Here is a 22,318-nt window from a genome sequence, read left to right as displayed (position 1 = left end):
TCACATCAGCGGCGAGCCGGTCACTACCGGCGGGCATCGAGTGAAGCAGCTCGGCGGCCGCGGCTCAGCGGCCGAGGTCGGCGGAAAGGGTGGGCCGGCGGCCGTGGTTTCCGGGCCGCGGCTTCCCGGCTCCGGCTCAGCGGCAGCCGCAGCCGGCCAGCACGGTCGCCGCCCGGTCGGCGGCGACGCGCGCGGCGTCGGTCGAGCCTTTCAGGCCGTTGGCCACGAAGGCGAACACCAGCAGGCGTCCGTCGGCGCTGGCCACATAGCCGCTGAGCGACGTCACGGTGTTCAGGGTGCCGGTCTTGGCCCGGACCAGCCCGGCGCCGGCGGGGTTGTTGTCCAGGTAGCGCCCGGACAGGGTGCCGGTCAGGCCGGCGACCGGCAGGGAGCCGATCCCGGCCCGCAGGTCCGCGTCATCGGATGAGGCCATCAGCCTGACCGCCGCGGCCAGCTGGGCAGGACTGACCCGGTTCTCCATCGACAGGCCGCTGGCATCGGCGAGCACCATGCCCTCCACCGGAATGCCCGCCAGGGCCGCCGCCTCGCGGACGGCTTCGGTGCCGCCCGCGAAGGAGCCGGGCTTGCCCGCCGCCACGGCCGTGTTGCGCGCGAGGACCTCCGCCACGTAGTTGTCCGAGTGCTGCATCATGTAGGCCACCTGGTCGGCCACCGGCGCGGAATCCGCCTCGGCCAACACATCCGCGTCAGCCGGTGCCGCCTCCCGTGCCACCGCGCCGTTGACGGTGAGTCCCTGCCCGGCCACGGCTTCGGCCAGCGCGTCGCGGAACGCCGCCCCCGCCAGCGCGGCGGCATCGGCCACCAGGTCGCCGCCGCCGTCGGCCTGTTCCCGCCCGGCATACAGGGCGAGCGGGTACACGGCGGAGATTTCGCCGTTCTTCACGTCGCCCGGATCCCAGGCGGCGCTGATGGCTGCCCCGGAGTAGAGGGAGTCGTCCACCGCCACCGAGAGTTCACCGCTGTACCCGTCGGCGGCCAGCTGCCCGGCCGCTTCGGCCGCCAGCGTTGCCAGCCCGGCTTCGCCCCAGACCGCGCCGGGCTTGGATTCCCCGGCACCCAGCAAGGCATCCCCGCCGCCGACCAGGTACACCACGCCCGGCTTGCTGCCGCGCTTGACCGAGGTAGTGAACCGGTGGCCGGCGCCGATGGTGTCCAGGGCGGCGACGGCGGTCAGCAGCTTCAGGTTGGACGCCGGCACCAGCGGCTCGGCGGCGGCCTCGTCGTACAGCACGTCGCCGCTGGCCGCGTCGGTGACGATCCCGGTGAAGCCGCCGGCGCCGTCGAACGCCAAGGCCCGGTCCAGGGCCGGATCCAGCACGGCCGGATCCGGCACCGGCGCCTCGCCCGCCGGCTTAACCGGCAGCGGCTCCGCCAGCTCGGTGGGCGGCAACTGCGCCGCAGGGGTGCTGATCACCGGCTCCGGCTCCGGCCAATCGATAACCTGGCCGAGGTTCAGGGCGGCGGGCACGGCCAGCACGGCGAAGACGACTGCCAGCAGCCCGGAGGTGAGCACGCGGAAGCCACGCCCCATGCTGCCCCTCCTGAGGATCTTGAAGTGTTGGGAATGCCCCGCTCCAACCCCGATGCCGGTACGGAAGGGCAAGACCTATATCGTTAAGCGTAGTCCGGCGCCGGGCCACGGCCGTGCATCGGCGGCGCCGAAGCCAATTTTCCGAACGCCTTCAAGGAGCGAAGCCATGCAGCATGACGTCACCATCGAGATCCCCAAGGGTTCGCGCGTCAAGTACGAGATCGACCATGAAACCCACCGCCTCCGCCTGGACCGGGTGCTGTTCACCTCCATGCAGTACCCCACCCATTACGGCTTCTTCGAGGACACGCTGGGCGAAGACGGCGATCCGCTGGACGCGATGGTCATGCTGCAGGACTACGACCTGCTGCCGGGTGTTGTGGTCGAATCCCGCCCGATCGCCGTCTTCAACATGACCGACGACGGCGGCGGCGACGCCAAGGTGCTGTGCGTTCCGGCCGACAAGCGCTTTGACCACATCCAGGAGCTGTCCGACGTGCCGGAGTTCCTGGTCAAGGAAATCGAGCACTTCTTCACCCGCTACAAGGACCTGGAGCCGGGCAAGTGGGTCAAGGCCGAGGGCTGGGCCGACCGCGCCGCCGCCGAGGCCGAACTGGAAGCCTCCATCCGGCGCTTCGCCGCCCAGGGCTAAGGCCAACCGGCGACGAACCGCCGGGCAGCGACGCCCGGCCCGAACTAAGCCTTGCCGCCGGAAACCGGCGGGAACGGCGACGGCGGTCCGGACCCTTCAGGTCCGGGCCGCTTTTGCTTGCCCCGGAGCGACCGGCGGCGGGACACACCAGCCAACCGGAATCGGTTGTTCCTGCCCGGACGGGCGCAATACTGGTGCCATGTACGTGCTCACCATCAACCAGCGCGATTCCCGCGAGGCGGGCGACCAGGTGCCCGCCCTGATCAGGGCGCTGCGCCACCTGCCCGCGGCGATCCCCTTTCAGCGGTCTGTCGGCGACGAAGCGATCGGCGCGGTCGAGAAGCCGTCCACGGCCATCGACGCGGCCCTGATCGCGCTTCGCGGCCGGCGCTGGAATGTGGGAATCGGCGTGGGCGAACTGCGGCCGCCGCTTCCGGAGGACATCAAGGACGCCGAAGGGCACGGCCTGGTCTATGCACGGCGCGCGGTGAACCGGGCCCGGAAAACCGGCGAGCGCGTTCCGCTGGCCGTGTCCGGGCCCGATGCGGAGGTCGCCGCGGAAGCAGAGGCCGTGCTGCGGCTCATCGGCCGCATCGTCGCCACCCGCACCGACGCGGAGTGGAAGGTGCTGGACCTGATGACGCCCGGAGCGCGCGGCCAGCAAAGGTACATTGCCGAGGAACTGGGCATCACCAGCCAGGCCGTGAGCAAGGCGGTGGTCCGCTCCCAGTGGGTGGAGGAGTGGGCCTGCCGTCCGGCAGCCGCCCGGCTGCTGGACCTTGTCCACGGGCCCGCCTCCCCGGCCGCCGTCGCCCCGCCGCGCTGACCGGCCCCGGCCGCTACGGCAATACCGGCCGCGGCGTCTAGACTCCGAGGGAGACGGCGCCTGCCTCCGCCGGCGGGTCAACGACAAAAGGAGTGTTTATATGGTTCCGGAGATCAACATTTGGGCGGTCATCGTGGCCACCCTGTCGACCCTGATCGTCGGATCTGTCTGGTACACGCCGAAGGTCTTTGGCAACTACTGGATGAGGGTCGCCAACGTCAGCCCCGGCGAAGGCAAAAGCGCCGTACGCCCGATCATCATCACGGTGATCGTCAGCCTGATCAGCGCGTGGGTGCTGGCGGGTTCGGCGGCCATCGCGCAGGACTTCTACGGCGGCAACTTCCTGTGGAACACGGTGCTGACCGCCATCATCCTCTGGGCCGGCTTCACCGCCGCCCGCTTCGCCACGCACGATGCCTTCGAGGGCCGGCCGGTCGGACTGACCGTCTTGAACATCGTGCACGAACTCGTGACCTTCCTGGTCATGGCACTGGTCATCGGCCTCTTCGGGATCAGCGGAGCCTGAGGACCGGCACCGCACCACAAGGCAGCCGGCGGCAACCGGTGTGCCCGGGTGGGTTCATCCGGGCACCTCCGCCGGGTGGATCAGCCGGGAGCCTCAGTCCAGCAGGCTGCGCAGCACGACTGCTGCCCCGTCTTCCTCCACGGTTCCCGTGACCTCGTGGGCGACGGCCAGGACCTCCTCGGGCGCCTGCCCCATCGCCACGCCCCGGGCGGCCCAGTCCAGCATTTCGATGTCGTTGCGGCCATCGCCCATGGCGACAGTATGCGACGGCTCGACGTCCAGCTTCCGGCGCAGGGATTCCAGCGCGCTGGCTTTGGTCACGCCGTTGGCCGCGATGTCCAGCCACGCGGTCCAGCCCACCGAGTACGTCACGCCCTTGAGCCCCGCCGTGTCGATGGCTTCCTTGAACTCCTCGGGAGTGTTTTCGGCGCTGGAAACCACCACGCGCACGGCCGTGGACTCCAGCAGCGCCTCGAAGTCGACGCCCCTGGCCTCGATGCCGAAGCTGGCGTCCTGGAAGCGCTCCGTGGCCAGGAAATTGCCCTCTTCGTCCTCGAGCGCAAACTTGGCGGTCGGCAGCTTGTCCCGCATCACCCGCAAGGCCGGTCCGGGGTTGAACGTCACCCGGTCGATCACCTCGTAGCCGTCCTCCAGCGACGTGTCGATCCGAAGGGTGACACCGCCGTTGGAGCAGACGGCGTACCCCTTGGTGACGCCGATCAGCTGGATGATCGGCAGCGTTGCGTTCAGGGACCGCCCGGTGGAGACGACCACCTCGTGGCCGGCGTCGACGACGGCGCGCGCTGCTTCGCGCACGGCATCGCTCATGTGGCCGTCGTGGTTGACCAGGGTGCCGTCCACATCCAGCGCGACCAGTTTGCGGGACCCGTTCTCCACGAAATTGTGGCGCCGGGCTTCGTTTTTATCGTTTGTCATATCTTCCGTAGCAATCCGCTGGTCGTCGATGCCAGCGTTAGCCTTGTCAGCTGTAGTTGTCATGTCCCTAGTCAAACATGGGCGGCAGACACCCGGGTAGGAAATTTTCTACGGGCGAATGAAGTGCCGGTGAACGCGGCCCCCGCCGCGACGGCACCGCAGTGCCGCCGCCGGGGCGGAACGGCGCGCTAGGAGAGCACCGGAAGGACGTCCAGGCCGCCCAGGTAGGGCCGCAGCGCGGCCGGCACATTCACGGAGCCGTCGGCGTTCTGGTGGTGCTCCAGGATGGCGACGATCCAGCGGGTGGTGGCCAGGGTCCCGTTCAGGGTGGCCACCGCCCTGGTGCCCTTCTTTTCGCCGTCCGCCGACGCCTGGCGTTCGCGGATGTTTAACCGGCGGGCCTGGAAGGTCGTGCAGTTGGAGGTGGACGTCAGCTCCCGGTAGGCCTCCTGGGTGGGCACCCAGGCCTCGCAGTCGAACTTGCGGGCAGCGCTCATGCCAAGGTCTCCCGCAGCGGTGTCGATGACCCGGTAGGGCAGCTCCACCTTGGCCAGCATTTCTTCTTCCCAGGCGAGCAGGCGGGCGTGCTCGTCGGCGGCCTCCTCGACCTGGCAGTAGATGAACATTTCCAGCTTGTTGAACTGGTGCACGCGGATGATGCCCCGGGTGTCCTTGCCGGCGGCCCCGGCCTCACGGCGGTAGCAGGAGCTCCAGCCGGCGTAGCGCGTCGGCCCGGCGGACAGGTCCAGGATCTCGTCCGCGTGGTAGCCCGCGAGAGCCACCTCCGAGGTGCCCGTCAGGTACAGGTTGTCCCGTTCCAGCCGGTAGATCTCGTCGTCGTGCTCCACGTCGAAGCCGGTCCCCTGCATGGTTTCGGGGCGAACCAGGGTGGGGGTGATCATGGGGATGAAGCCGTTGGACACGGCCTGGTCCAGCGCCATGTTCATCAGCGCAATCTCCAGCCGGGCGCCCACGCCCTTGAGGAAGTAGAAGCGGGAGCCCGAAACCTTGGCCCCGCGTTCCATGTCGATGGCGCCGATCAGCTCGCCGATAGCCAGGTGGTCCCTCGGCTCGAAGCCGTCCCGGGCGAAGTCGCGGGGCTCGCCGACCGTCTTGAGCACGGTGAAGTCGTCCTCGCCGCCGGCCGGAACGCCGTCTTCGATCCGGTTGGGGATGCTGCGCAGCAGCGATTCCTGCTGGTTCCGGGCGGCATCCGACGCGGCCTGGGCTTCCTTGACCGATGCTGCCAACTCCTTGACCTGCGCCAGGAGCTCTGCCTTCTCCCCGCCCGTGGCCTGGGCCACCTTCTTGCCGAAGAGATTCTGTTCGGCGCGCAGTCCCTCGTAACGATTGATCGCTTCCCGGCGGGCCGTATCGGCGGCGATCACGGCATCGACCACCGACTCGTCGGCGCCGCGGGCGCGCTGGGAGGCACGGAAAATCTCTGGATTGGCGCGGAGTTCGTTTACATCGATCACCTGCTAAGGGTACCGAAAAAGGCTTTCCGGCCTCGATCCGCGCCCGCCGCAGCCGGTCGCGGGCCTCAATGGGCCAAAGCGGCGGGGCTGGATAGTCTATGACCAACATGACTGCCGAATGGATGCCCGCCCTCATCATCCTGCTAGCGGTGGCCGCCTTGGCGGTGGGATGGCCGGGCCTCCGCGGCATGCTGGGGCGCCGCCGGACAGCGGTGCCGGCCGCGCTTGCGCCTCCCCCGGGCCTGCCCGACCAGCGTGTGGTCTTCATCGTGAACCCGGTCAAGAACGCGGCCGCCGAGGCCCGCCGCGAGGTGGAGGCAGCCTGCGCGGCGGCCGGTTGGAGCCCGCCCCTGGTGTTGGAAACCACGCCCGAGGACCCGGGCCACGGCCAAGCGAGGCGGGCCATCGCCGAGCGTGCCGACGTGGTGATCGCCGGCGGCGGGGACGGCACGATCCGGGTGGTTGCCTCGGAGCTGGCGGGCACCCAGGTGCCGATGGGGGTGCTGCCGCTGGGCACCGGCAACCTGCTGGCCCGCAATTTGGGTCTTGATCCGGCGGCCCTGCGGACCAACATCCACGTGGCGCTGCACGGGATAATCCGCAAGATCGACACCGCCGACATCATCTTGGAGAACGAGGCGACCGGCGAATGGTCGCAGGACAGCTTCCTGGTGATCGCCGGCATCGGCGTGGATGCGGATGTCTTGGCCGACACCCGCGACGACCTGAAGCGCCGGTTCGGCTGGATGGCCTATTCGGAAGCCGGCGTCCGCCACCTTGCCGGCCAGCGCGAGCGCGTCATGGTCAGCATCGACGACGGGCCGGCCCGGCCCCGCCGCGTTCGCAGCATCCTGCTGGCCAACTGCGGGAAGTTGCCGGCGGGGATCGATTTCATCCCCACCGCGGAAATCGACGACGGCGAACTGGACATCGTGGTGCTCAGTCCGCGCAGCGCGATCGGCTGGTTGTGGATTGCCGCCAAGACGCTGGTGCGGCACAGCGCGCCGATTCCGGTGATCGAGTACCACCGCGGGCGAAAGGTCCGCATCACCACGCACGAACCGATGGGAAGCCAACTCGACGGCGATCCCTCCGGGCCGGTCACGTCGCTGACCGTCCAGGTCAGGCCGCGGTCGCTGGCGGTGCGCACCGAGTCGGTCCCCTCCACCGGCAGTCACCCGGCGGCCGGCTAGGGCCGGCAGCGGCCGGGCGGCCAGTCAGGGCCCGCGGGCTTAGGCCCGCGGCGGCCGGGCGGCCACCTGAGGCGGCGGCCGCCCGGAGCGCCGAGGCGCCTACGTGTCGTCGCCCCCGGTGTTGAGCGGATCGTCGCTGGCATCGGCCCGGTCCGTGTTGTGCAGTTCCTCGCCCGGAATGTCGATGGGCTGTTCGTCTGCTTCAAGCGCCGGGACATCCGCATCCGGCTGCTGCAGGTCTTCGTCCCGGGGAACCGGGAATTGGCCGGCCGCCTGCTGGTCGATCAGCTGTTGCTCCTCGGCGAAGCGCAGGTCGTTGCCCTGGTCCCCCAGGTCGCCCGCGCGGTTTTCACTCGGGGTCTGGTTGAGCGCCTCCACCGGCGTCGGCTCCCCGTCCTGGTACTGGTCCCTGTCGTTCTGCTGCGTCATGGTGCTCCGTTCCTTGGTTCGCAGGTGCGGTTTTCCTCAGCATACTGACCATAACCGCGGGTCGACAGTCCGGCAGGGCCGGTCAGCGGGCCAACAGCAGGTCCTGCACCCAGCTGTCGGCCTTCCGGAACGCCTCGTCCTGGTTGCGGCGCGGAACAGTCAGTCCGCGGCGGTCGGCGCGCGGGTAGGAGCCCAAAAACCGGATGCCCGGGCTGAGCCGGTGCAGCCCGCGGACGGCGTCGGCCACCCGCTCCTCGGCCAGGTGCCCTTCGGCGTCGAGGCTGAAGAAATAATCTCCTAAAAACTGGCCGGTTGGGCGGGACTCGATCCGGCTCAGGTTCACGCCCCGGCTGGAGAATTGTTCCAGGATTGCCCCCAGCGCACCCGGACGGTCCTGCGGCAGCGGGACCACCAGGGTGGTCTTGTCGGCGCCGGTCGGCGCGGGCAGGGCACCGGGACGGCTCACCAGAATGAATCGGGTCACGGCGTCCGGAATGTCGCCGATATCCTCGGCAAGCACCCGCAGCCCGCGCTGCCGGGCCACCAGCGGCGAGCAGATCGCCGCCTGGTAGCCGGCCCCGGGCTCCAGCAGTCCCACCGCGGCCGCCGCCGTCGAGGAGGCCGACAGATATTCCGCTTTGGGAATATTCGCGCCGGACCAGGCGCGGCATTGCGCCCAGGCGTGTGGATGGGTGGACACCACCGCGACGTCTTCCGGCTCGGTCCCGGGCCGCACCGCCAGCACAAAGCGGATGGGCACGAGTTCCTCGCCGATGATGCGCAGCGGCTCGCCTCCCGCGATGGCATCCAACGTGGCGCTGACGCCGCCCTCGACCGAGTTCTCGATCGGGACCATGGCCGCGCCGGCTTCGCCCGCGCGGACGGCGTCCACGGCGGCGTCGACACTCGCGGCCGGAATCCGGCGCGCGGCAGCCGCCCCGGGAACCTGGAGGAGGGCAGCCTCGGTGAAGGTTCCCTCCGGCCCCAGGAAGGTGTAGACGCCTGCCATTACTGGACCCGGGGCTCCTGCCCGTTCTCCGAGACGATCGGCTTGCCGGCATCCAGCCAGGCACCCATTCCGCCGTCGACGTTCACCGCCGAGTATCCGTTCCCGTTCAGCCATTCGGTGGCGCGGAAGGACCGCCCGCCGCTGCGGCACACCACATGCAGGTCCACGTCGGGGTCCAGTTCGTCCAGGCGCAGCGGCAGCTCGTTGAGCGGGATGTGCACGGCGCCCGCAATGTGTCCGGCTTCCCATTCATAGTCTTCGCGCACGTCCAGAATGGTGGCGTCGCCGCCGATGCTGTTGACATCCACATTCTCGATATCGCTCATGGCAACCTCCGTGATCCGCGGCGGGCCCTGCCGCCGCTGGTGAATTCCTGCTCCGGGCGCACCCGCGTTTTGCCCCCTTTCCAAGCCTATAGTGGGATCGTCCGCCGCACCGCAATGAGACAGGGGCGCCCATGGCCGCAGACCAGCCGACCATCCTTGCTACGTCCGGGGGAATCAGGGCCGGCGTTCGCAGCCGGATCGCGTTCCACCACCTGGTGCACCACGCCGTCGAACTGGCGGGGCCCACGGGGCGGGCACCGCGGCTGGTCCACGTGGGCACCGCCGGCGGCGACCAGCGCTGGCTCCAGGCCGAGCTGGACGAGGCGGCCAGGGTTGCCGGTTACGGCCTGAGCCATCTGAACTTGTTCACCATGCCCAACGTGGCGGACATCGAGGAACACCTGCTGGGCCAGGATGTGGTGTGGGTGGGCGGCGGTTCGGTGGCGAACCTGCTCGCGGTGTGGCGGGTCCACGGCCTGGACGCCATTTTCAGGCGGGTCTGGCAGGCCGGCGTGGTCCTGGCGGGGGTCTCCGCCGGTTCCATCTGCTGGTTCCGCGGCGGCACCACCGACTCCTTCGGCCCCGAGCTGCGGCCGGTCACGAACGGGCTGGCGTTGCTGCCCTACGACAACGGCGTCCATTACGACTCGGAACCGCAGCGCCGGCCGTTGGTGCACCGGCTCGTGGCGGACGGCATTTTGGGCGAAACGCATTGCACCGACGACGGCGTCGGACTGGTCTACCGCGGCACCGAGCTGGCCGAGGCGGTCAGCGAGACCGACGGGAAACTCGCCTACCGCGTGACGGCCCAGGCCGGGGACGGGCCCGACGCCGTCGCCGTGGAGGAGCCGATCGACACCAGGTTCCTCGGCTGAACCGGCGCGCCGCAACGGCGGGCGGCGGCGGCCGGGGGACAGGGCCGCGTCCCGTCCCCGGCGCGCCGGTGGGGCGCGCGGATTAGCCCGCACCGCCGGGCGGGGCTACGCTTACGGGCGATGACTGCTTTGCATGACTTGACGGCCGTCGCCCAGCGCGACGCCGTGGCGCGCGGTGAACTGTCCGCCCTCGAACTGACGGAGCATTACCTCCAGCGCATCGATGCCCTGAACCCCAGGCTCGGCGCCTTCATCACCGTCACCGCCGACCAGGCGCTCAAGCAGGCACGCGCCGCGGACGACCACCAGGCACGCGGCGGGGCCCTGGGCCGGCTGCACGGCCTGCCGGTGGCCTACAAGGACCTCACGGATGTGGCCGGCGTCCCGACCACCCACGGCAGCGCGGCCCTGGAGCATCGCCCCGCCCTGGCCAACCACCCCTTGGTGGACGTACTCGAATCCGCCGGCAGCATCAGCCTCGGCAAGACCCAGGTCCCCGAATTCGGCCTGACCTCCTACAGCGAGAACCGTGTGGCGCCGCCGGCCCGCAACCCGCTGGACCCGGCGCTGAGCCCGGGCGGTTCCTCCGGCGGAAGCGCGGCCGCGGTGGCCGCCGGCCTGCTCCCCTTCGCCCCCGGGTCGGACGGCGGCGGCTCGGTCCGGATTCCGGCGGCCGCCACCGGGCTGGTGGGGTTGAAACCGGGGCGCGGCCGGCTCCCGGCCGGCAGCATCGGAGACGACGCCGGCCGGCTGGTGGTCGCCGGGCCCCTGGCCCGCACGGCGGCCGATGCCGGGCTGCTGATGGACGCCATGGCGGACGAACCGCTGGCCCGCGCCGCCTTCCCGGGGGAACTCGGCTTCTTGGCCGCAGCGCTTCGCGCCGAAGGGCGCTTCCGGATCGGCGTCAGCACCGACTCTCCGTTCGAGTCCGCCTACCCGCTGTCGCTGGAGCCGGAGGCGCGCGAGGCGTTGGACACCGCGGTGGAGCTGCTGCTGGGGCTGGGCCACGCGCTCGACGAGGCGGAGATCCGCTACGACAACCGCTACCCGGAGGCGTTTGCCACGGTGTGGACCTCCGGCCTGGCCCGGCTGGAACTGCCGGCCGGCCGCGAACCGCAGCTCATGCCGCTCACCCGCTCCTTCCGCCGCCGGGCCCTGAAGCGCGGGCCGGAGGCGCTGCCGGACGCCTTGGCCGCGCTGGCGCGTTTCCAGGACGACACCCGGGCACAGTTCGGCCGGTACGACCTGGTTCTGACGCCCGCGCTGGCACAGACCCCCCGGCCGGTGGGCTGGTACACCGCCAACAGCGCGGACGTGGACTACATGCGCCAGTGCCAGTATTCGCCGTACACCTCGCTGGTCAACGTGTGCGGGCTGCCCGCCATCGCCGTTCCCGTCAGCACCACCGAGGAGGGCCTGTCCATGGGCGTCCAGCTGATCGGCAAGCCCGGCTCGGAGGCCATGCTGCTGGCCGCCGCCGCGCAGTTGGAGGGCGTGCGATGAATCCTGCAACCCCGGCCTGACCTGCGGTTTTGCACTAACACGCGTCCCGGTCCCGGTCGCAGAATATGACATTTCATGTAGGGGACTGTCAGAATAGAACACCGTGAGCAATACCGTGCAGTCCGGGAATCCGCAGCCGGAAACAACAAAACAGTCCACCCAAACCGGCAAAACCTTCTTCGGGCATCCACGGATGCTGGCGAATCTTTTCTCCGTAGAACTCTGGGAGCGTTTCTCCTTCTACGGCATGCAGGGCATCCTGCTCTACTACATGTACTACTCGGTCGCCGAGGGCGGCCTGGGGATCGACGAGGGAATCGCCACCGGCCTGGTGGGCGCCTACGGCGGCGGCGTGTACCTCTCCTCGATCCTTGGCGCGTGGGTGGCCGACCGCCTCCTGGGGTCCGAGAAGGTCCTCTTCTACACCGGCATCATGGTCATGCTGGGCCACATCGCGCTGGCCCTGATCCCGGGCGGTGTCGGGCTGGCCATCGGCCTGATCCTGGTGGCCATCGGCTCCGGCGGCCTCAAGGCAACCGCCAGCTCGCTGGTCGGCTCGCTCTACAGCCTGAAGGACGACCGCCGCGACGCCGGCTTCTCCATCTTCTACATGGGCGTGAACATCGGCGGCCTCTTCGGCCCGCTGCTCACCGGCCTGGCCCAGGTGCAGCTCGGTTTCCACTACGGCTTCGGCCTGGCCGCGCTGGGCATGGCCATCGGCCTGACCCAGTACGCCCTGACCCGCAAGAACCTGCCCGAGGCCGCGCACCATGTGGCCAACCCGCTGCCCCGCGGCAACTACGGCAAGGTGGCCGCCGTGGCCGCGGCCGCCGTCGTCGTCATGGTGCTGCTGGTGGCGTTCGGCCTGGTGACCGCCTCGAACCTGGCCCCGATCATGGCCTGGCTGGCGATCATCGCCGCCGTGGCCTACTTCGTGGTGATCCTCTCCAGCAAGCAGGTCGACGCGGTGGAGCGCAAGCGCGTCTACGCCTTCATCCCGCTGTTCATCGCCTCCGCCGCGTTCTGGGCGCTGTTCCAGCAGCAGTTCACCGTGGTGGCCCTGTACGCGGACAAGCAGCTGGACCGCACGCTGGGCGGCTGGGAAATGCCGGCCAGCTGGGTGCAGTCCATCAACCCGGTCTTCATCATCATCTTCGCCGGCATCTTCGCTGCCCTGTGGACCAAGCTCGGCCCCAAGCAGCCCAGCTCGCCGCTGAAGTTCGCCCTGGGCCTGGTCGTGATGGGCCTGGCGTTCCTGGCGTTCATCCCGCTCACCGGCGGCGGCGCCAACTCCACACCGCTGCTGGCCATGGTCGGCATCCTGTTCCTGTTCACCATGGCGGAACTGTTCCTCTCCCCGACCGGTTCCTCGGTGTCCACCAAGCTGGCGCCGAAGGCCTTCCAGACTCAGATGGTGGCGCTGTTCCTGCTCTCCATCTCGCTGGGCACCACGCTGGCGGGCATCCTGGCCGGCTACTACGACCCGGCCAATGAAGCCCCGTACTTCGGCTTCATCGGGGTAACGGCGATCATCCTCGGCGTCGGCCTGGCCGCGGCCGTGCCGTCGCTGAAGAAGCTGATGGGCGGCATCCGCTAGGACGGACTTAACGACGACGGCGATGCCCGGGCCGGGATTTACTCCCGCCCGGGCATCGCCGTCGTGAGGGGCCTTTCCCTCATCCGCTATTCAGCTCCGGCCCTTCTGAGCGTTCAGCAGGGCTGGTGCTGAATAGCCGGCGGGGGAAGCGGGTGAAGCCGACCAGCGATGTACCGAGGCGCCGGACGGACCTACGCTCCGGCGAGGATGCCGATGAAGATCAGCAGGCACCAGATGCCGGTGACCGCGTAGCCCATGATCAGGCCGGCCAGCGCCATGCTGCGGCCGGCCGATTCCTTGCCCAGCGCGATGTGGCCGAACACGATGGCCAGGACCTGCGGGACCAGCATGAAGCCGAACGTCACCACCGAGACGATGCCCAGCACCAGCGCCGCGATGCTCAGCCCCTTCGGCTCGGCCTGCGGCGTGTAGTACATCGGCTGGTTGTAGTCCGGGCCGCCGTACGGCTGCTGCCCGGTATACGGCTGGGCGCCGGGGCCGGGCTGGTAGGAGTACGGGTTCGCCGCTTCGGGCAGCGGCGGCGGCTGCGGCACGGCCCGGCCTGCGTTGGGATCGGTGTACCACCCCGGATGCTTTGGGTCGTTAAAGGGCGGCCTGTTCTCCGTGCCGGACATACTGTTGATTCCCCCTGGGATTGATTCGCTGCTGCGCAGCTTCAGTGCTGTTTACCAGTCTAGGCGCGCGGGAAGATCGGGGGCCATCGGGCCGGATCCGCCATCCGACCGCCACGGATCGATAGTTTTTTGGCATGCTGGAGGGATGGCAAACCGTGCGGGCACAGTGGCCCTTCCCAGCGACCTTGTTGACTTGACCGCGCTCCGCGACGCGTACTTCAGCGTCAAGCCGGATCCGGCCGACCCGTCCCAGCGCGTGGTCTTCGGCACCTCCGGGCACCGCGGCTCCAGCCTGAAGGCATCCTTCAATGAGGACCACATTGCCGCCATCACGCAGGCGATCGTGGAGTACCGCGCCGGGCAGGGCATCGCCGGACCGCTGTTCGTCGGCAAAGACACGCATTCCCTCTCGGACCCGGCGCAGGACACCGCCCTCGAGGTACTGGCCGGAAACGATGTGGCAGTGCTGGTCGATTCCCGCACCGGCTGGACCCCGACGCCGGCGGTCAGCCACGCGATCCTCACCCATAACGCCGCTCATCCGGACGCCCAGGCCGACGGGATCGTGATCACGCCCTCGCACAACCCGCCCGGCGACGGCGGCTTCAAGTACAACCCGCCGCACGGCGGCCCTGCCGACTCGGATGCCACCGGGTGGATTGCCGCCCGCGCCAACGAACTGCTGGAGGCGGGCCTGCGCGGCGTCAAGCGGATCACGCTGGGACAGGCCCGGTTCTCCGGGTCCATCGGTACGTACGACTTCCTGGCCGCGTACGTGGACGACCTGCCGAAGGTGCTGGACCTGGACGCCATCCGTTCCGCCGGCGTGCGGATCGGTGCCGACCCGATGGGCGGGGCCTCGGTGGACTACTGGGCCGCCATCGCCGAGCGGCACCGGCTGGACCTGACCGTGGTCAATCCGGCGGTGGACCCGCAATGGGCGTTCATGACCCTGGACTGGGACGAGAAGATCCGGATGGATTGCTCGTCGCCGTCGGCGATGGCCTCGCTGATCAACGCCGTGCGCGGCGGCGGCGCCGCCTTCGACATCGCCACCGGCAACGACGCCGACGCGGACCGGCACGGAATCGTGACCCCTGATGCCGGGCTAATGAACCCGAACCACTACCTTGCCGTGGCCATCGACTATCTCTACAGGAACCGGCCGGACTGGCCGGCCGGCGCGTCCGTGGGCAAGACGCTGGTGTCCTCCTCGATGATCGACCGGGTGGCGGCCGGCCTGGGCCGGCAGCTGGTGGAAGTCCCCGTGGGCTTCAAGTGGTTCGTGCCCGGGCTGCTCTCCGGCGAAGGTGTTTTCGGCGGAGAGGAGTCGGCCGGCGCCTCCTTCGTGCGGTTCGACGGCAAGCCGTGGTCCACGGACAAGGACGGCATCCTGCTGGCGCTGCTGGCCTCCGAAATCGTGGCGGTGACCGGAAGCTCGCCGTCGAAACTCTATGCGGGGCTGACCGAGAAGTTCGGGGCGCCGTCCTACGCACGGATCGACGCGGCGGCGACCCGGGAGCAGAAAGCCGCGCTGGCGAAACTCTCCGCCGCCGACGTGGCCGCCACCGAACTGGCCGGGGAGGCGATTACGGCCAAGCTGACCGAAGCGCCCGGCAACGGCGCCCCGATCGGCGGGCTCAAGGTCACCACCGACAACGCGTGGTTCGCGGCCCGGCCCTCGGGCACGGAAGACGTCTACAAGATCTACGCCGAATCCTTCCGCGGCCAGGACCATCTGCGGCAGGTACAGGCCGAGGCGAAGGCGATCGTGGACGCCGTGATCGCCTGATCATCGCCTTACAACGGAGGCCGGGCCGGTCCCGCCCGGCCTCCGCGACCGGTCGGGACGAGCCGGCACCGCCGTTCCGGCGGTAGGATGTCCCCCGGACATTTTCCCGCTGACTCCCCCCGAAGAGGCCTCCCATGAGCACGCCTGCAAAATCTTCCCCGTTCCGTTGGGCCGTGCATGGCGACGGCAAGAACATTTCACCGGGCACGGTAGTGGGTCCCCAGGAGCGCCTCACCTGGCCGCGCACCATCGGCATCGGGGCACAGCACGTGGTCGCCATGTTCGGCGCCACGTTCCTGGTCCCGCTGCTGACCGGATTCCCGCCGTCGACCACGCTGCTGTTTTCCGGCGTGGGCACCATCCTGTTCCTGATCATCACGGCAGGCAGGGTCCCCAGTTACCTGGGCTCCAGCTTCGCGTTCCTCGCCCCGATCGGCGCCGCCATGAACCAGCACGGAATGGGCGGAGCGCTCGGCGGCCTCGTCATGGCCGGCGCCTTGCTCTTCCTGGTCGGCGCGGTGGTGCACAAGGCCGGCACGCGCTGGATCAACGTGGTGATGCCGCCGGTGGTCACCGGCGCCATTGTCGCGCTGATCGGGCTCAACCTGGCGCCGGCCGCCAAGCAGAACTTTGAGAAGGGGCCCGTGACGGCGCTGGTCACCGTCGTCGCGATCCTGCTCGTCACGGTGTTGTTCCGCGGGCTGCTGGGCCGGCTGTCCATCCTGTTGGGCGTGCTGGTCGGCTACGTGGTGGCCATCCTGCGGGGCGAGGTGGATTTTTCCAAGATCAATGACGCGGCCTGGATCGGTTTGCCCGAATTCCACGCGCCGGAATTCCACATCTCCCTGATCGGGCTGTTCCTCCCCGTGGTGTTGGTCCTGGTGGCAGAGAACATCGGGCATGTGAAGTCCGTGTCCGCGATGACCGGGCAGGATCTTGACCCCGTCACCGGCCGCGCGCTGATGGCAGACGGCCTGGCCACCGTGCTGGCCGGCAGCGGCGGCGGCTCCGGCACCACCACCTACGCCGAGAACATCGGCGTGATGGCGGCCTCCAAGGTCTACTCCACCGCCGCATACTGGGTGGCCGGCATAGTCGCGATCCTGTTGAGCTTGCTCCCGAAGTTCGGTGCCGCCATCGCCACCGTTCCGGTCGGCGTCCTGGGCGGCGCCGGCGTCGTGCTCTACGGCATGATCGGCATCCTGGGGGTGCGGATCTGGGTCCAGAACCGGGTGAACTTCGCCAACCCCATCAACCTCGCCGTGGCAGGGGTGGCCCTGGTCATCGGCATCGCCAACTTCAAGTGGGCGATAGGCGAGCTGCAGTTCGAAGGGATCGCGCTGGGTTCGGCAGCGGCACTGCTGATTTTCCACGGCATGAGCGCGGTGGCCCGCTGGCGTCACACCGAGCCCGTGGATTCCGTGGAAGACGAGGGCGTCAGGCCGTCCAAGCTCGGCTGACCGCCGGGCATGGCGGCGGCCTGGAGGCGAGGGCGTGCTCAGGCCCGCCGCGCCCTAGACCGTGGGGACGTCGGGGGCTAGCGTTGCAGCCATCTCTCCCGCGGCGTCCGGCCCGGGACGGTCACGAGGAGGAAAGCATGGCCAACCACGTCTACAACGTCACGGAAATTGTGGGTACGTCGCCCGACGGGATCGATGCCGCGGTCTCCAACGCCATCAACGAGGCCTCCAAGACACTGCGCAACCTCGACTGGTTCGAAGTGAAGTCCGTCCGCGGCCACCTCAACGAAGGCAGGATCGCGGACTGGCAGGTGACCATCAAGCTCGGTTTCCGGCACGAAAGCTGACCGACGCGGGCGGGGTCGCGCCCGGTGTCCTGCGGACGTGGCAGGCTATGCACGCATCCGCCGGGCCACGGTGGACGGGGCTGCCCGCCACTGGAGGCCGTCCTCGCCCATTGTGCCCGGGTCGATGCGGTGGTGTGCTTGATCCATGAGCCAGCCACGCGATGAAGACAAACTGCCCGACGACGAGCATCTGCGCGACGACATCGGCGCCCCCGAACCGGAGAACGACTCCGCCGCCAAGTTCGACGGCGAGCACTTCACGTCCAGCCTGCTCAATGCGGGGCAGCGCGTACCGGGCCTGAGCCCGGACGGCGAATACCGCCAGAGCGAGGACCCGGAGCACGAGAACGAACCCGGACAGGACGGATTCGTTCCCCCCTCCGCCTCCACCGGGGGATAGCAGGCGGGCACGAGGCACCGCGGCACCGCGAGACTCGGGTTCGCGCGGCGGGGTCCGCGCGGCCTTGCCCGAGCGACGCTTGGCTGTAAGGCGCCACGTGGGCCGTGCGCGGAGTCTTAGCGCAGCCTTCACTCCCTTTATATGATGGCTTTCTAAAGTAATGAACTATAGGGAGCCCTCATGAACCCATTCGCCGCTGCCGACGCCCCGCTGTACGAAGTCAAGGCCAACTTGTTCAAGGGGCTGTCCCATCCGGTCAGGATCCGGGTGCTGGAACTGCTCGCGGACGCTCCCGAGGTGACCGTGACCGAGCTGATGAACGAGACGGGCCAAGAGGCTTCCAACCTGTCCCAGCACCTGTCCGTCTTGCGCCGGCATAACCTCGTCCTGGCCGAACGACGGGGCGTGCAGGTCTTCTACCGCCTGGCGTACCCTCAGGTGGCCGACCTGCTGACCGTGGCGCGCAGCCTCCTGCAGCAGCTCCTGCACACCGCAACGCAGCAACTGGCCGGCTTCGGTGCGGCCGGCAACGGCTCGACGGCATCAGCCCGGGAGGCGGGCACCAAGCAGGAGCCGGCGCCATGAAGTCGTTGAGGACGGCGGCCGCGCTGCTGCCTGGCAAGGCCGATTACGCGCAGCTGCCGCGCACCTGGCGCAACGACCTGGTGGCCGGCGTGACTGTGGGTATCGTCGCCCTGCCGCTGGCCTTGGCATTCGGCGTCAGCTCGGGCGCCGGCGCCGCGTCGGGATTGATCACCGCGATCGTGGCCGGCATCGTTGCTGCCGTTTTCGGTGGTTCGAACATCCAGGTGTCGGGACCCACGGGCGCCATGGTGGTGGTGCTTGCGCCGGTCATCGCCAGCCACGGGATGTCGTCGCTCGCGCTGCTGACGCTCATGGCCGGCGTCATCGTGGCTGCCGCCGGCGTGCTGAAACTGGGCCGTGCCGTCAGCTTCATACCGTGGCCGGTCATCGAGGGCTTCACGCTGGGCATCGCCGTCATCATCTTCCTGCAGCAGGTGCCGGCGGCCTTCGGGACCGCACCGGGGCCCAGCTCCAACGCGGCCGTGTCGGCGGTCGAGGCCTTGGGCACCGCTTCCTTGGCGGGCTTGTTCTGGCCCGTCATCCTGGCGTTGATCGTGGCCGCCATCATGGTGGCCGCGCCGAAGATCAATCCACAGCTGCCCGGCTCCATCATCGGGATCATCGTCGCCACGCTTGTGGCCCAGCTGATGAATTTGAACGTTGCACGGATCGGCGAACTTCCCAGCTCCTTGCCGGCCCCTTCCCTGCCCACCGTCGACCTGGCCCTGATCGGCGCACTGGCCGGGCCTGCCCTCACCGTCGCAGCACTGGCTGCCATCGAGTCGCTGCTCTCGGCCCGGGTAGCCGCATCCATCTCCGACACGGGCCCTTACGACGCGGACCGGGAGCTGGTGGGCCAGGGCCTGGCCTCGGTTGCCTCCGGCTTCTTCGGTGGGATGCCTGCCACCGGGGCCATCGCCCGGACGGCCGTGAACATCCGCGCCGGCGGGCGGACCCGGGCCTCCGTCGTCGTGCATTCCCTGGTGCTGCTTGGCGTCGTGTACCTGGCGACCGGGCCCGTATCGCATATCCCGCTGGCGGCGCTGTCCGGCGTGCTGATGGTGACCGCCGTCCGCATGGTCTCGCTGAACACCTTGCGCAGCGTCTTCGGCTCCACCCGGGCGGACACCACGGTCTTCATCGTCACCGCGATCGTCACGGTGTCCTTCGACCTGATCCAGGCCGTCGTGATCGGCATCGTCTTCGCTGGGTTCTTCGCGCTGAGGGCGTTGGGGAATTCCAGCGGGGTCCATCGGGAGGAGATTCCCGGACCGGCCGCAGACGGCGACGAGCAGATCGCTGTCTTCCGGCTCGACGGCGCCCTGTTCTTCGGCGTCGCCGACCGGGTGCTGGAGCGAGTCTCTTCCATCCGCAATGTGGAGGTGGTGATCATCCGGATGTCCCAGCTGCAGATCCTCGACGCGACCGGGGCCAAGGTCGTGGCCGACCTGGTCACAGCGCTGGAGCGCCGCGGCGTCACCGTGCTGATCAAGGGGATTCAGGAACGCCATGTGGAGTTGGCCCGCCGGGTGGGCGTCTTGGAGTCATTGCGCCACGACAGGCACCTGTTCGGCGACCTGGCAGCGGCGGTCGAGCATGCCCGCAGTCACGTCAGGCGCAGCGGTGAAGCCCGGCCCACACAGCAGGCCTAAGGCGCGCCAACGGGCCCGCTTGCGTCAGGCGCGCCAACGGGCGCTTGCGTCAGGCGCGGTCGGCACCGCCGCCGCGACGCGCTTCGCCCGCGGCCCGGTAGGCAAAAACCGTGGCCGCGACGGCCAGCCCGACGGCGATGATTCCGAACGGGTTGCACAGCGCGGTGGACATTCCCAGGGCGGACGGACCGGCCAGCAGCGACATGATGGACGCGCCCTCTCCGGCGCCGCCGCCGAAGTCCGGGACGGTGAAGCCGAAGGCGAACGCCAGCAGCCAGGCCAGCGCCGGCGCCACGACGGCCCGCACCGGGAGCAGCAGGCCCCGGCGGGCGGTCTCGAGGAGCTTCACGCCGGTCAGCAACAGCAAGACCAGCAGCACCGGGCCCAGGCTGATGCCCAGCCAGAGCACCATCTGCCCGCCGATGCCAAACAACACGCGTCCGGCCACCACCCACAGCGGCACCAGCACCGCCATCGGAATCGCCAGCCAAAGGACCAGGGTGCGGAGAAAACCCTGGCGGACGGCCGAGGGCGGCGGGACGACGGTACTGCTCATGCCCTCATGATAGGCGTGGTTCCCGGGCTCAAGCCCCTTCGAGCGCCTGTTGCGTGGCCAACGTGACATAGCGCGCGGCCTGGGCCATGGCCTGTTCCCGGCTGCCTGCCGCCTCGACCACGCTGGCGGCCGCATGCACCCCGTGTTCGGCCAGCCGGTCCGGCGCCAGGTCGATCTGCCCGGCGACGACGACGGCGGGGATGCCCCGTGCCTGGGCACGCCCGGCGATGCCCAGCGGCGCTTTCCCGAATTCGGACTGCCGATCCAGCGACCCCTCGCCGGTCAGCACCAGGTCTGCGTCCGATAGGGCGGCCTCGAGGCCCACCAGTTCGGCGACGACGTCGAACCCCGGCTCCACCCGGACCCCGGCCAGCGCCAGGAAGCCGGAGGGGAAGCCGCCGGCCGCGCCCGCGCCCGCCACGTTGACGTCGCGGCCGGTTGCCTTCAGCAGCAGCTGGGCCCAGTGCTGCAGCGCCTCGTCGAGCAAGCGGCGCGAGACCGCGTCGGCGCCCTTCTGTTCCCCGAAAGCGTGCGCCGCCCCGTCCGGCCCGTACAGCGGATTCGAGACGTCTGCCGCTATCCGGATCACGGTCTCCGCCAGGCGCGGGTCCAGGCCGGAGGCGTCCAGGTGGTCCGCGGTGGCCAGGGCCGCGCCGCCGAGCAGGACTTCGGCGCCGCCGCCGGTAAGCACCTTCAGGCCCAGCGCGCGGAGGGCGCCGGACCCGCCGTCGGTCATGGCGGAGCCGCCCACCCCGAGCACGATCTCGGTGGCGCCGGCGTTCAGTGCCGCCTCAATCAGCTGGCCGGACCCGTAGGAGTGGGCCGTGAGCGCCGACTGCACGCTGGGCTCGGTGAGCAGCAAGCCGGATGCCCGCGCGGTTTCAATGACGGCGGTCTTGCCGTCCGGCCGCTCCAGCATGGCCCAGGATGCGGTGACCTCACGCTCCAGCGGCCCCACGACGCGTTCGGTGTGCTCGGCCGCACCGGCGGAGAGGGCAGCCTCCAGGGTGCCCTCGCCGCCGTCGGCAACCGGGAGCAGCTGCACGTGGGCGTCCGGGTAGACCCGCAGCACGCCTTCGGCCATTGCGGCGGCCGCCTCGGCGGCCGTCAAGGTTCCCTTGAACTTGTCCGGTGCAATCAAGACCTTCATGCGGACTCCCTCTGCGGCCAGCTGCCGCGTTCAGCCATCACTTCGGCCAGAATATCGGCGCGGTCGGAGACTATGCCATCCACTCCCAGTGCCAGCAGCCGTTCCATCTCTGCGCGGTCGTTGATAGTCCACACGTGCACCTTTAGGCCGGCCCGGCGGCAGCGCCGCACGAACCTGGGCGTGACTACCGTGAACGGACCGTACTTCACCGGCACCTGCACCGCGTGGACGCGGACCAGCCGGGCCAACAGGCCCGCCAGACCTATATACCCCGAAAGATATATTGCCAGCGTCGCATATACTCCGCCGGATCCCGCGACGGGGCGGCTCAGGCCGCGCAGCACGCGGAAGCGGCGGCGGTCGGAAAAGGAAGCCACCAGCACGCGGTCGTGCGCGTCGTAGGCCTCGATCAGCCGGGCCAGTTCGTCCGCGGCGGCCATGTCTTTCACGTCCACGTTGAGTCGCACGTCCGGCCACGCGGCCAGCAACTCCTCGAACGTGGGGATCGGCTCGCCGGAGATCCGTACCTGCGCCAGCTGGCCGGCCGTGTGCGCCGCCAGTTCGCCGCGGCCGTCGGTAGTACGCTCCAGTGTCCGGTCGTGGAAGGCCACCAGCACGCCGTCGCGGGTGGACCGGACATCGGTCTCCAGGTAGGCGTAACCGAGATCGACGGCCGCGCGGAAGGCCGCCATCGAGTTCTCCCGACCATCCAACGAGAAACCCCGGTGCGACATGGCCAGGGGCCGGCCCTGCCCGGAACCGGGAAACGTAGGATTGAGGTACGGGCTGGCGCTGCTCACCTTCGGTACTCTACCGGGCCCGCCACGACCGCCGATGAG

General features: G+C 69.5%; 23 protein-coding genes. 13 read left to right on the top strand and 10 right to left on the bottom strand.

The features are described 5' to 3' along the window. Positions 1-136: 136 nt before the first annotated feature. Positions 137-1,552, bottom strand: coding sequence for a D-alanyl-D-alanine carboxypeptidase/D-alanyl-D-alanine endopeptidase (gene dacB / locus AC5RVZ_RS09250; protein ID WP_494065436.1), 1,416 nt, complete (start codon positions 1,550-1,552; stop codon positions 137-139). 166 nt (positions 1,553-1,718) lie between these two features. Here dacB and AC5RVZ_RS09245 point away from each other — a divergent pair, with 166 nt between their 5' ends. From AC5RVZ_RS09245 to AC5RVZ_RS09235, 3 genes are all read left to right on the top strand, one after another. After that, entirely contained in the window at positions 1,719-2,204 is a 486-nt protein-coding gene (locus tag AC5RVZ_RS09245; protein ID WP_494001923.1) for an inorganic diphosphatase, read from the top strand. A 199-nt stretch (positions 2,205-2,403) separates the two neighbouring features. Beyond that, a complete protein-coding gene (locus tag AC5RVZ_RS09240) occupies positions 2,404-3,030 on the top strand; it encodes a hypothetical protein (protein WP_494065435.1) in 627 nt (208 codons plus the stop codon). A 100-nt stretch (positions 3,031-3,130) separates the two neighbouring features. After that, positions 3,131-3,556, top strand: a complete 426-nt coding sequence (locus AC5RVZ_RS09235) for a DUF1761 domain-containing protein (RefSeq protein WP_494065434.1) — start codon at positions 3,131-3,133, stop codon at positions 3,554-3,556. A 93-nt stretch (positions 3,557-3,649) separates the two neighbouring features. Here the strand turns inward: AC5RVZ_RS09235 and AC5RVZ_RS09230 are convergent, their stop codons facing one another. Beyond that, positions 3,650-4,492, bottom strand: a complete 843-nt coding sequence (locus AC5RVZ_RS09230; RefSeq protein WP_494065433.1) for an HAD family hydrolase — start codon at positions 4,490-4,492, stop codon at positions 3,650-3,652. A 188-nt stretch (positions 4,493-4,680) separates the two neighbouring features. Next, positions 4,681-5,970 (bottom strand): serine--tRNA ligase, encoded by a 1,290-nt coding sequence (gene serS, locus AC5RVZ_RS09225; protein ID WP_494065432.1) that lies wholly within the window; start codon positions 5,968-5,970, stop codon positions 4,681-4,683. 98 nt (positions 5,971-6,068) lie between these two features. Here serS and AC5RVZ_RS09220 point away from each other — a divergent pair, with 98 nt between their 5' ends. Continuing rightward, entirely contained in the window at positions 6,069-7,163 is a 1,095-nt protein-coding gene (locus AC5RVZ_RS09220; protein ID WP_494065431.1) for a diacylglycerol/lipid kinase family protein, read from the top strand. Between the two features lie 99 nt (positions 7,164-7,262). Here AC5RVZ_RS09220 and AC5RVZ_RS09215 read toward each other — a convergent pair whose 3' ends face one another. The 3 genes from AC5RVZ_RS09215 to AC5RVZ_RS09205 form a co-directional block, all read right to left on the bottom strand. After that, positions 7,263-7,592 (bottom strand): hypothetical protein, encoded by a 330-nt coding sequence (locus AC5RVZ_RS09215; protein WP_494065430.1) that lies wholly within the window; start codon positions 7,590-7,592, stop codon positions 7,263-7,265. 82 nt (positions 7,593-7,674) lie between these two features. After that, on the bottom strand, positions 7,675-8,601 hold the full coding sequence (pheA, locus tag AC5RVZ_RS09210) for a prephenate dehydratase (protein ID WP_494065429.1): 927 nt from the start codon (positions 8,599-8,601) through the stop codon (positions 7,675-7,677). Then, complete coding sequence (locus AC5RVZ_RS09205) at positions 8,601-8,927, bottom strand: rhodanese-like domain-containing protein (protein ID WP_494065428.1); 327 nt, start codon at positions 8,925-8,927, stop codon at positions 8,601-8,603. Before AC5RVZ_RS09205 ends, pheA begins: the two co-directional genes overlap by 1 nt. Positions 8,928-9,058: 131 nt before the next feature. On the opposite strand from AC5RVZ_RS09205, the gene AC5RVZ_RS09200 reads away from it, so the two are divergent. The 3 genes from AC5RVZ_RS09200 to AC5RVZ_RS09190 all read left to right on the top strand — a co-directional run bounded on the left by AC5RVZ_RS09200 (position 9,059) and on the right by AC5RVZ_RS09190 (position 12,902). Continuing rightward, positions 9,059-9,802, top strand: a complete 744-nt coding sequence (locus AC5RVZ_RS09200) for a Type 1 glutamine amidotransferase-like domain-containing protein (RefSeq protein ID WP_494065427.1) — start codon at positions 9,059-9,061, stop codon at positions 9,800-9,802. A 120-nt stretch (positions 9,803-9,922) separates the two neighbouring features. Further along, the gene (locus AC5RVZ_RS09195; protein ID WP_494065426.1) at positions 9,923-11,305 is read left to right on the top strand and encodes an amidase; all 1,383 of its coding nucleotides are present in this window, start codon (positions 9,923-9,925) and stop codon (positions 11,303-11,305) included. 103 nt (positions 11,306-11,408) lie between these two features. Then, on the top strand, positions 11,409-12,902 hold the full coding sequence (locus AC5RVZ_RS09190) for a peptide MFS transporter (RefSeq protein WP_494065425.1): 1,494 nt from the start codon (positions 11,409-11,411) through the stop codon (positions 12,900-12,902). A gap of 191 nt (positions 12,903-13,093) precedes the next feature. On the opposite strand, the gene AC5RVZ_RS09185 is transcribed toward AC5RVZ_RS09190, so the two are convergent. Continuing rightward, positions 13,094-13,537 (bottom strand): DUF4190 domain-containing protein, encoded by a 444-nt coding sequence (locus tag AC5RVZ_RS09185; RefSeq protein ID WP_494065424.1) that lies wholly within the window; start codon positions 13,535-13,537, stop codon positions 13,094-13,096. Between the two features lie 145 nt (positions 13,538-13,682). Between AC5RVZ_RS09185 and pgm the strand changes: the two genes are divergently transcribed. The 6 genes from pgm to AC5RVZ_RS09155 all read left to right on the top strand — a co-directional run bounded on the left by pgm (position 13,683) and on the right by AC5RVZ_RS09155 (position 19,773). Further along, complete coding sequence (pgm, locus tag AC5RVZ_RS09180) at positions 13,683-15,329, top strand: phosphoglucomutase (alpha-D-glucose-1,6-bisphosphate-dependent) (RefSeq protein ID WP_494065423.1); 1,647 nt, start codon at positions 13,683-13,685, stop codon at positions 15,327-15,329. A gap of 134 nt (positions 15,330-15,463) precedes the next feature. After that, entirely contained in the window at positions 15,464-16,789 is a 1,326-nt protein-coding gene (locus tag AC5RVZ_RS09175; RefSeq protein ID WP_494065422.1) for a uracil-xanthine permease family protein, read from the top strand. Positions 16,790-16,926: 137 nt separating this feature from the next. After that, positions 16,927-17,136 carry a dodecin gene (locus AC5RVZ_RS09170; RefSeq protein WP_494065421.1) on the top strand — a complete coding sequence of 70 codons (210 nt, stop codon included), beginning with the start codon at positions 16,927-16,929 and terminating at the stop codon, positions 17,134-17,136. Positions 17,137-17,281: 145 nt separating this feature from the next. Continuing rightward, positions 17,282-17,536: a hypothetical protein gene (locus AC5RVZ_RS09165; RefSeq protein ID WP_494065420.1), complete on the top strand. Its 255-nt coding sequence runs from the start codon at positions 17,282-17,284 to the stop codon at positions 17,534-17,536. 180 nt (positions 17,537-17,716) lie between these two features. Further along, on the top strand, positions 17,717-18,121 hold the full coding sequence (locus AC5RVZ_RS09160) for an ArsR/SmtB family transcription factor (protein WP_494065419.1): 405 nt from the start codon (positions 17,717-17,719) through the stop codon (positions 18,119-18,121). Beyond that, positions 18,118-19,773, top strand: a complete 1,656-nt coding sequence (locus tag AC5RVZ_RS09155; protein WP_494065418.1) for a SulP family inorganic anion transporter — start codon at positions 18,118-18,120, stop codon at positions 19,771-19,773. The genes AC5RVZ_RS09160 and AC5RVZ_RS09155 overlap by 4 nt, the downstream gene beginning before the upstream one ends. Positions 19,774-19,822: 49 nt before the next feature. On the opposite strand, the gene AC5RVZ_RS09150 is transcribed toward AC5RVZ_RS09155, so the two are convergent. Genes AC5RVZ_RS09150 through AC5RVZ_RS09140 form a run of 3 tightly spaced genes read right to left on the bottom strand, consistent with a single transcriptional unit; the run spans position 19,823 to position 22,213 of the window. After that, positions 19,823-20,329 (bottom strand): hypothetical protein, encoded by a 507-nt coding sequence (locus AC5RVZ_RS09150; protein ID WP_494065417.1) that lies wholly within the window; start codon positions 20,327-20,329, stop codon positions 19,823-19,825. Positions 20,330-20,357: 28 nt separating this feature from the next. Then, positions 20,358-21,479, bottom strand: a complete 1,122-nt coding sequence (locus AC5RVZ_RS09145) for a glycerate kinase (RefSeq protein ID WP_494065416.1) — start codon at positions 21,477-21,479, stop codon at positions 20,358-20,360. Further along, a complete protein-coding gene (locus AC5RVZ_RS09140) occupies positions 21,476-22,213 on the bottom strand; it encodes a glycerophosphodiester phosphodiesterase family protein (RefSeq protein ID WP_494065520.1) in 738 nt (245 codons plus the stop codon). Before AC5RVZ_RS09140 ends, AC5RVZ_RS09145 begins: the two co-directional genes overlap by 4 nt. Positions 22,214-22,318 lie beyond the last annotated feature (105 nt).

It is taken from the genome of Arthrobacter sp. Cza30, from assembly GCF_059090765.1.
This window is presented reverse-complemented; position numbering and strand designations above follow the sequence as displayed.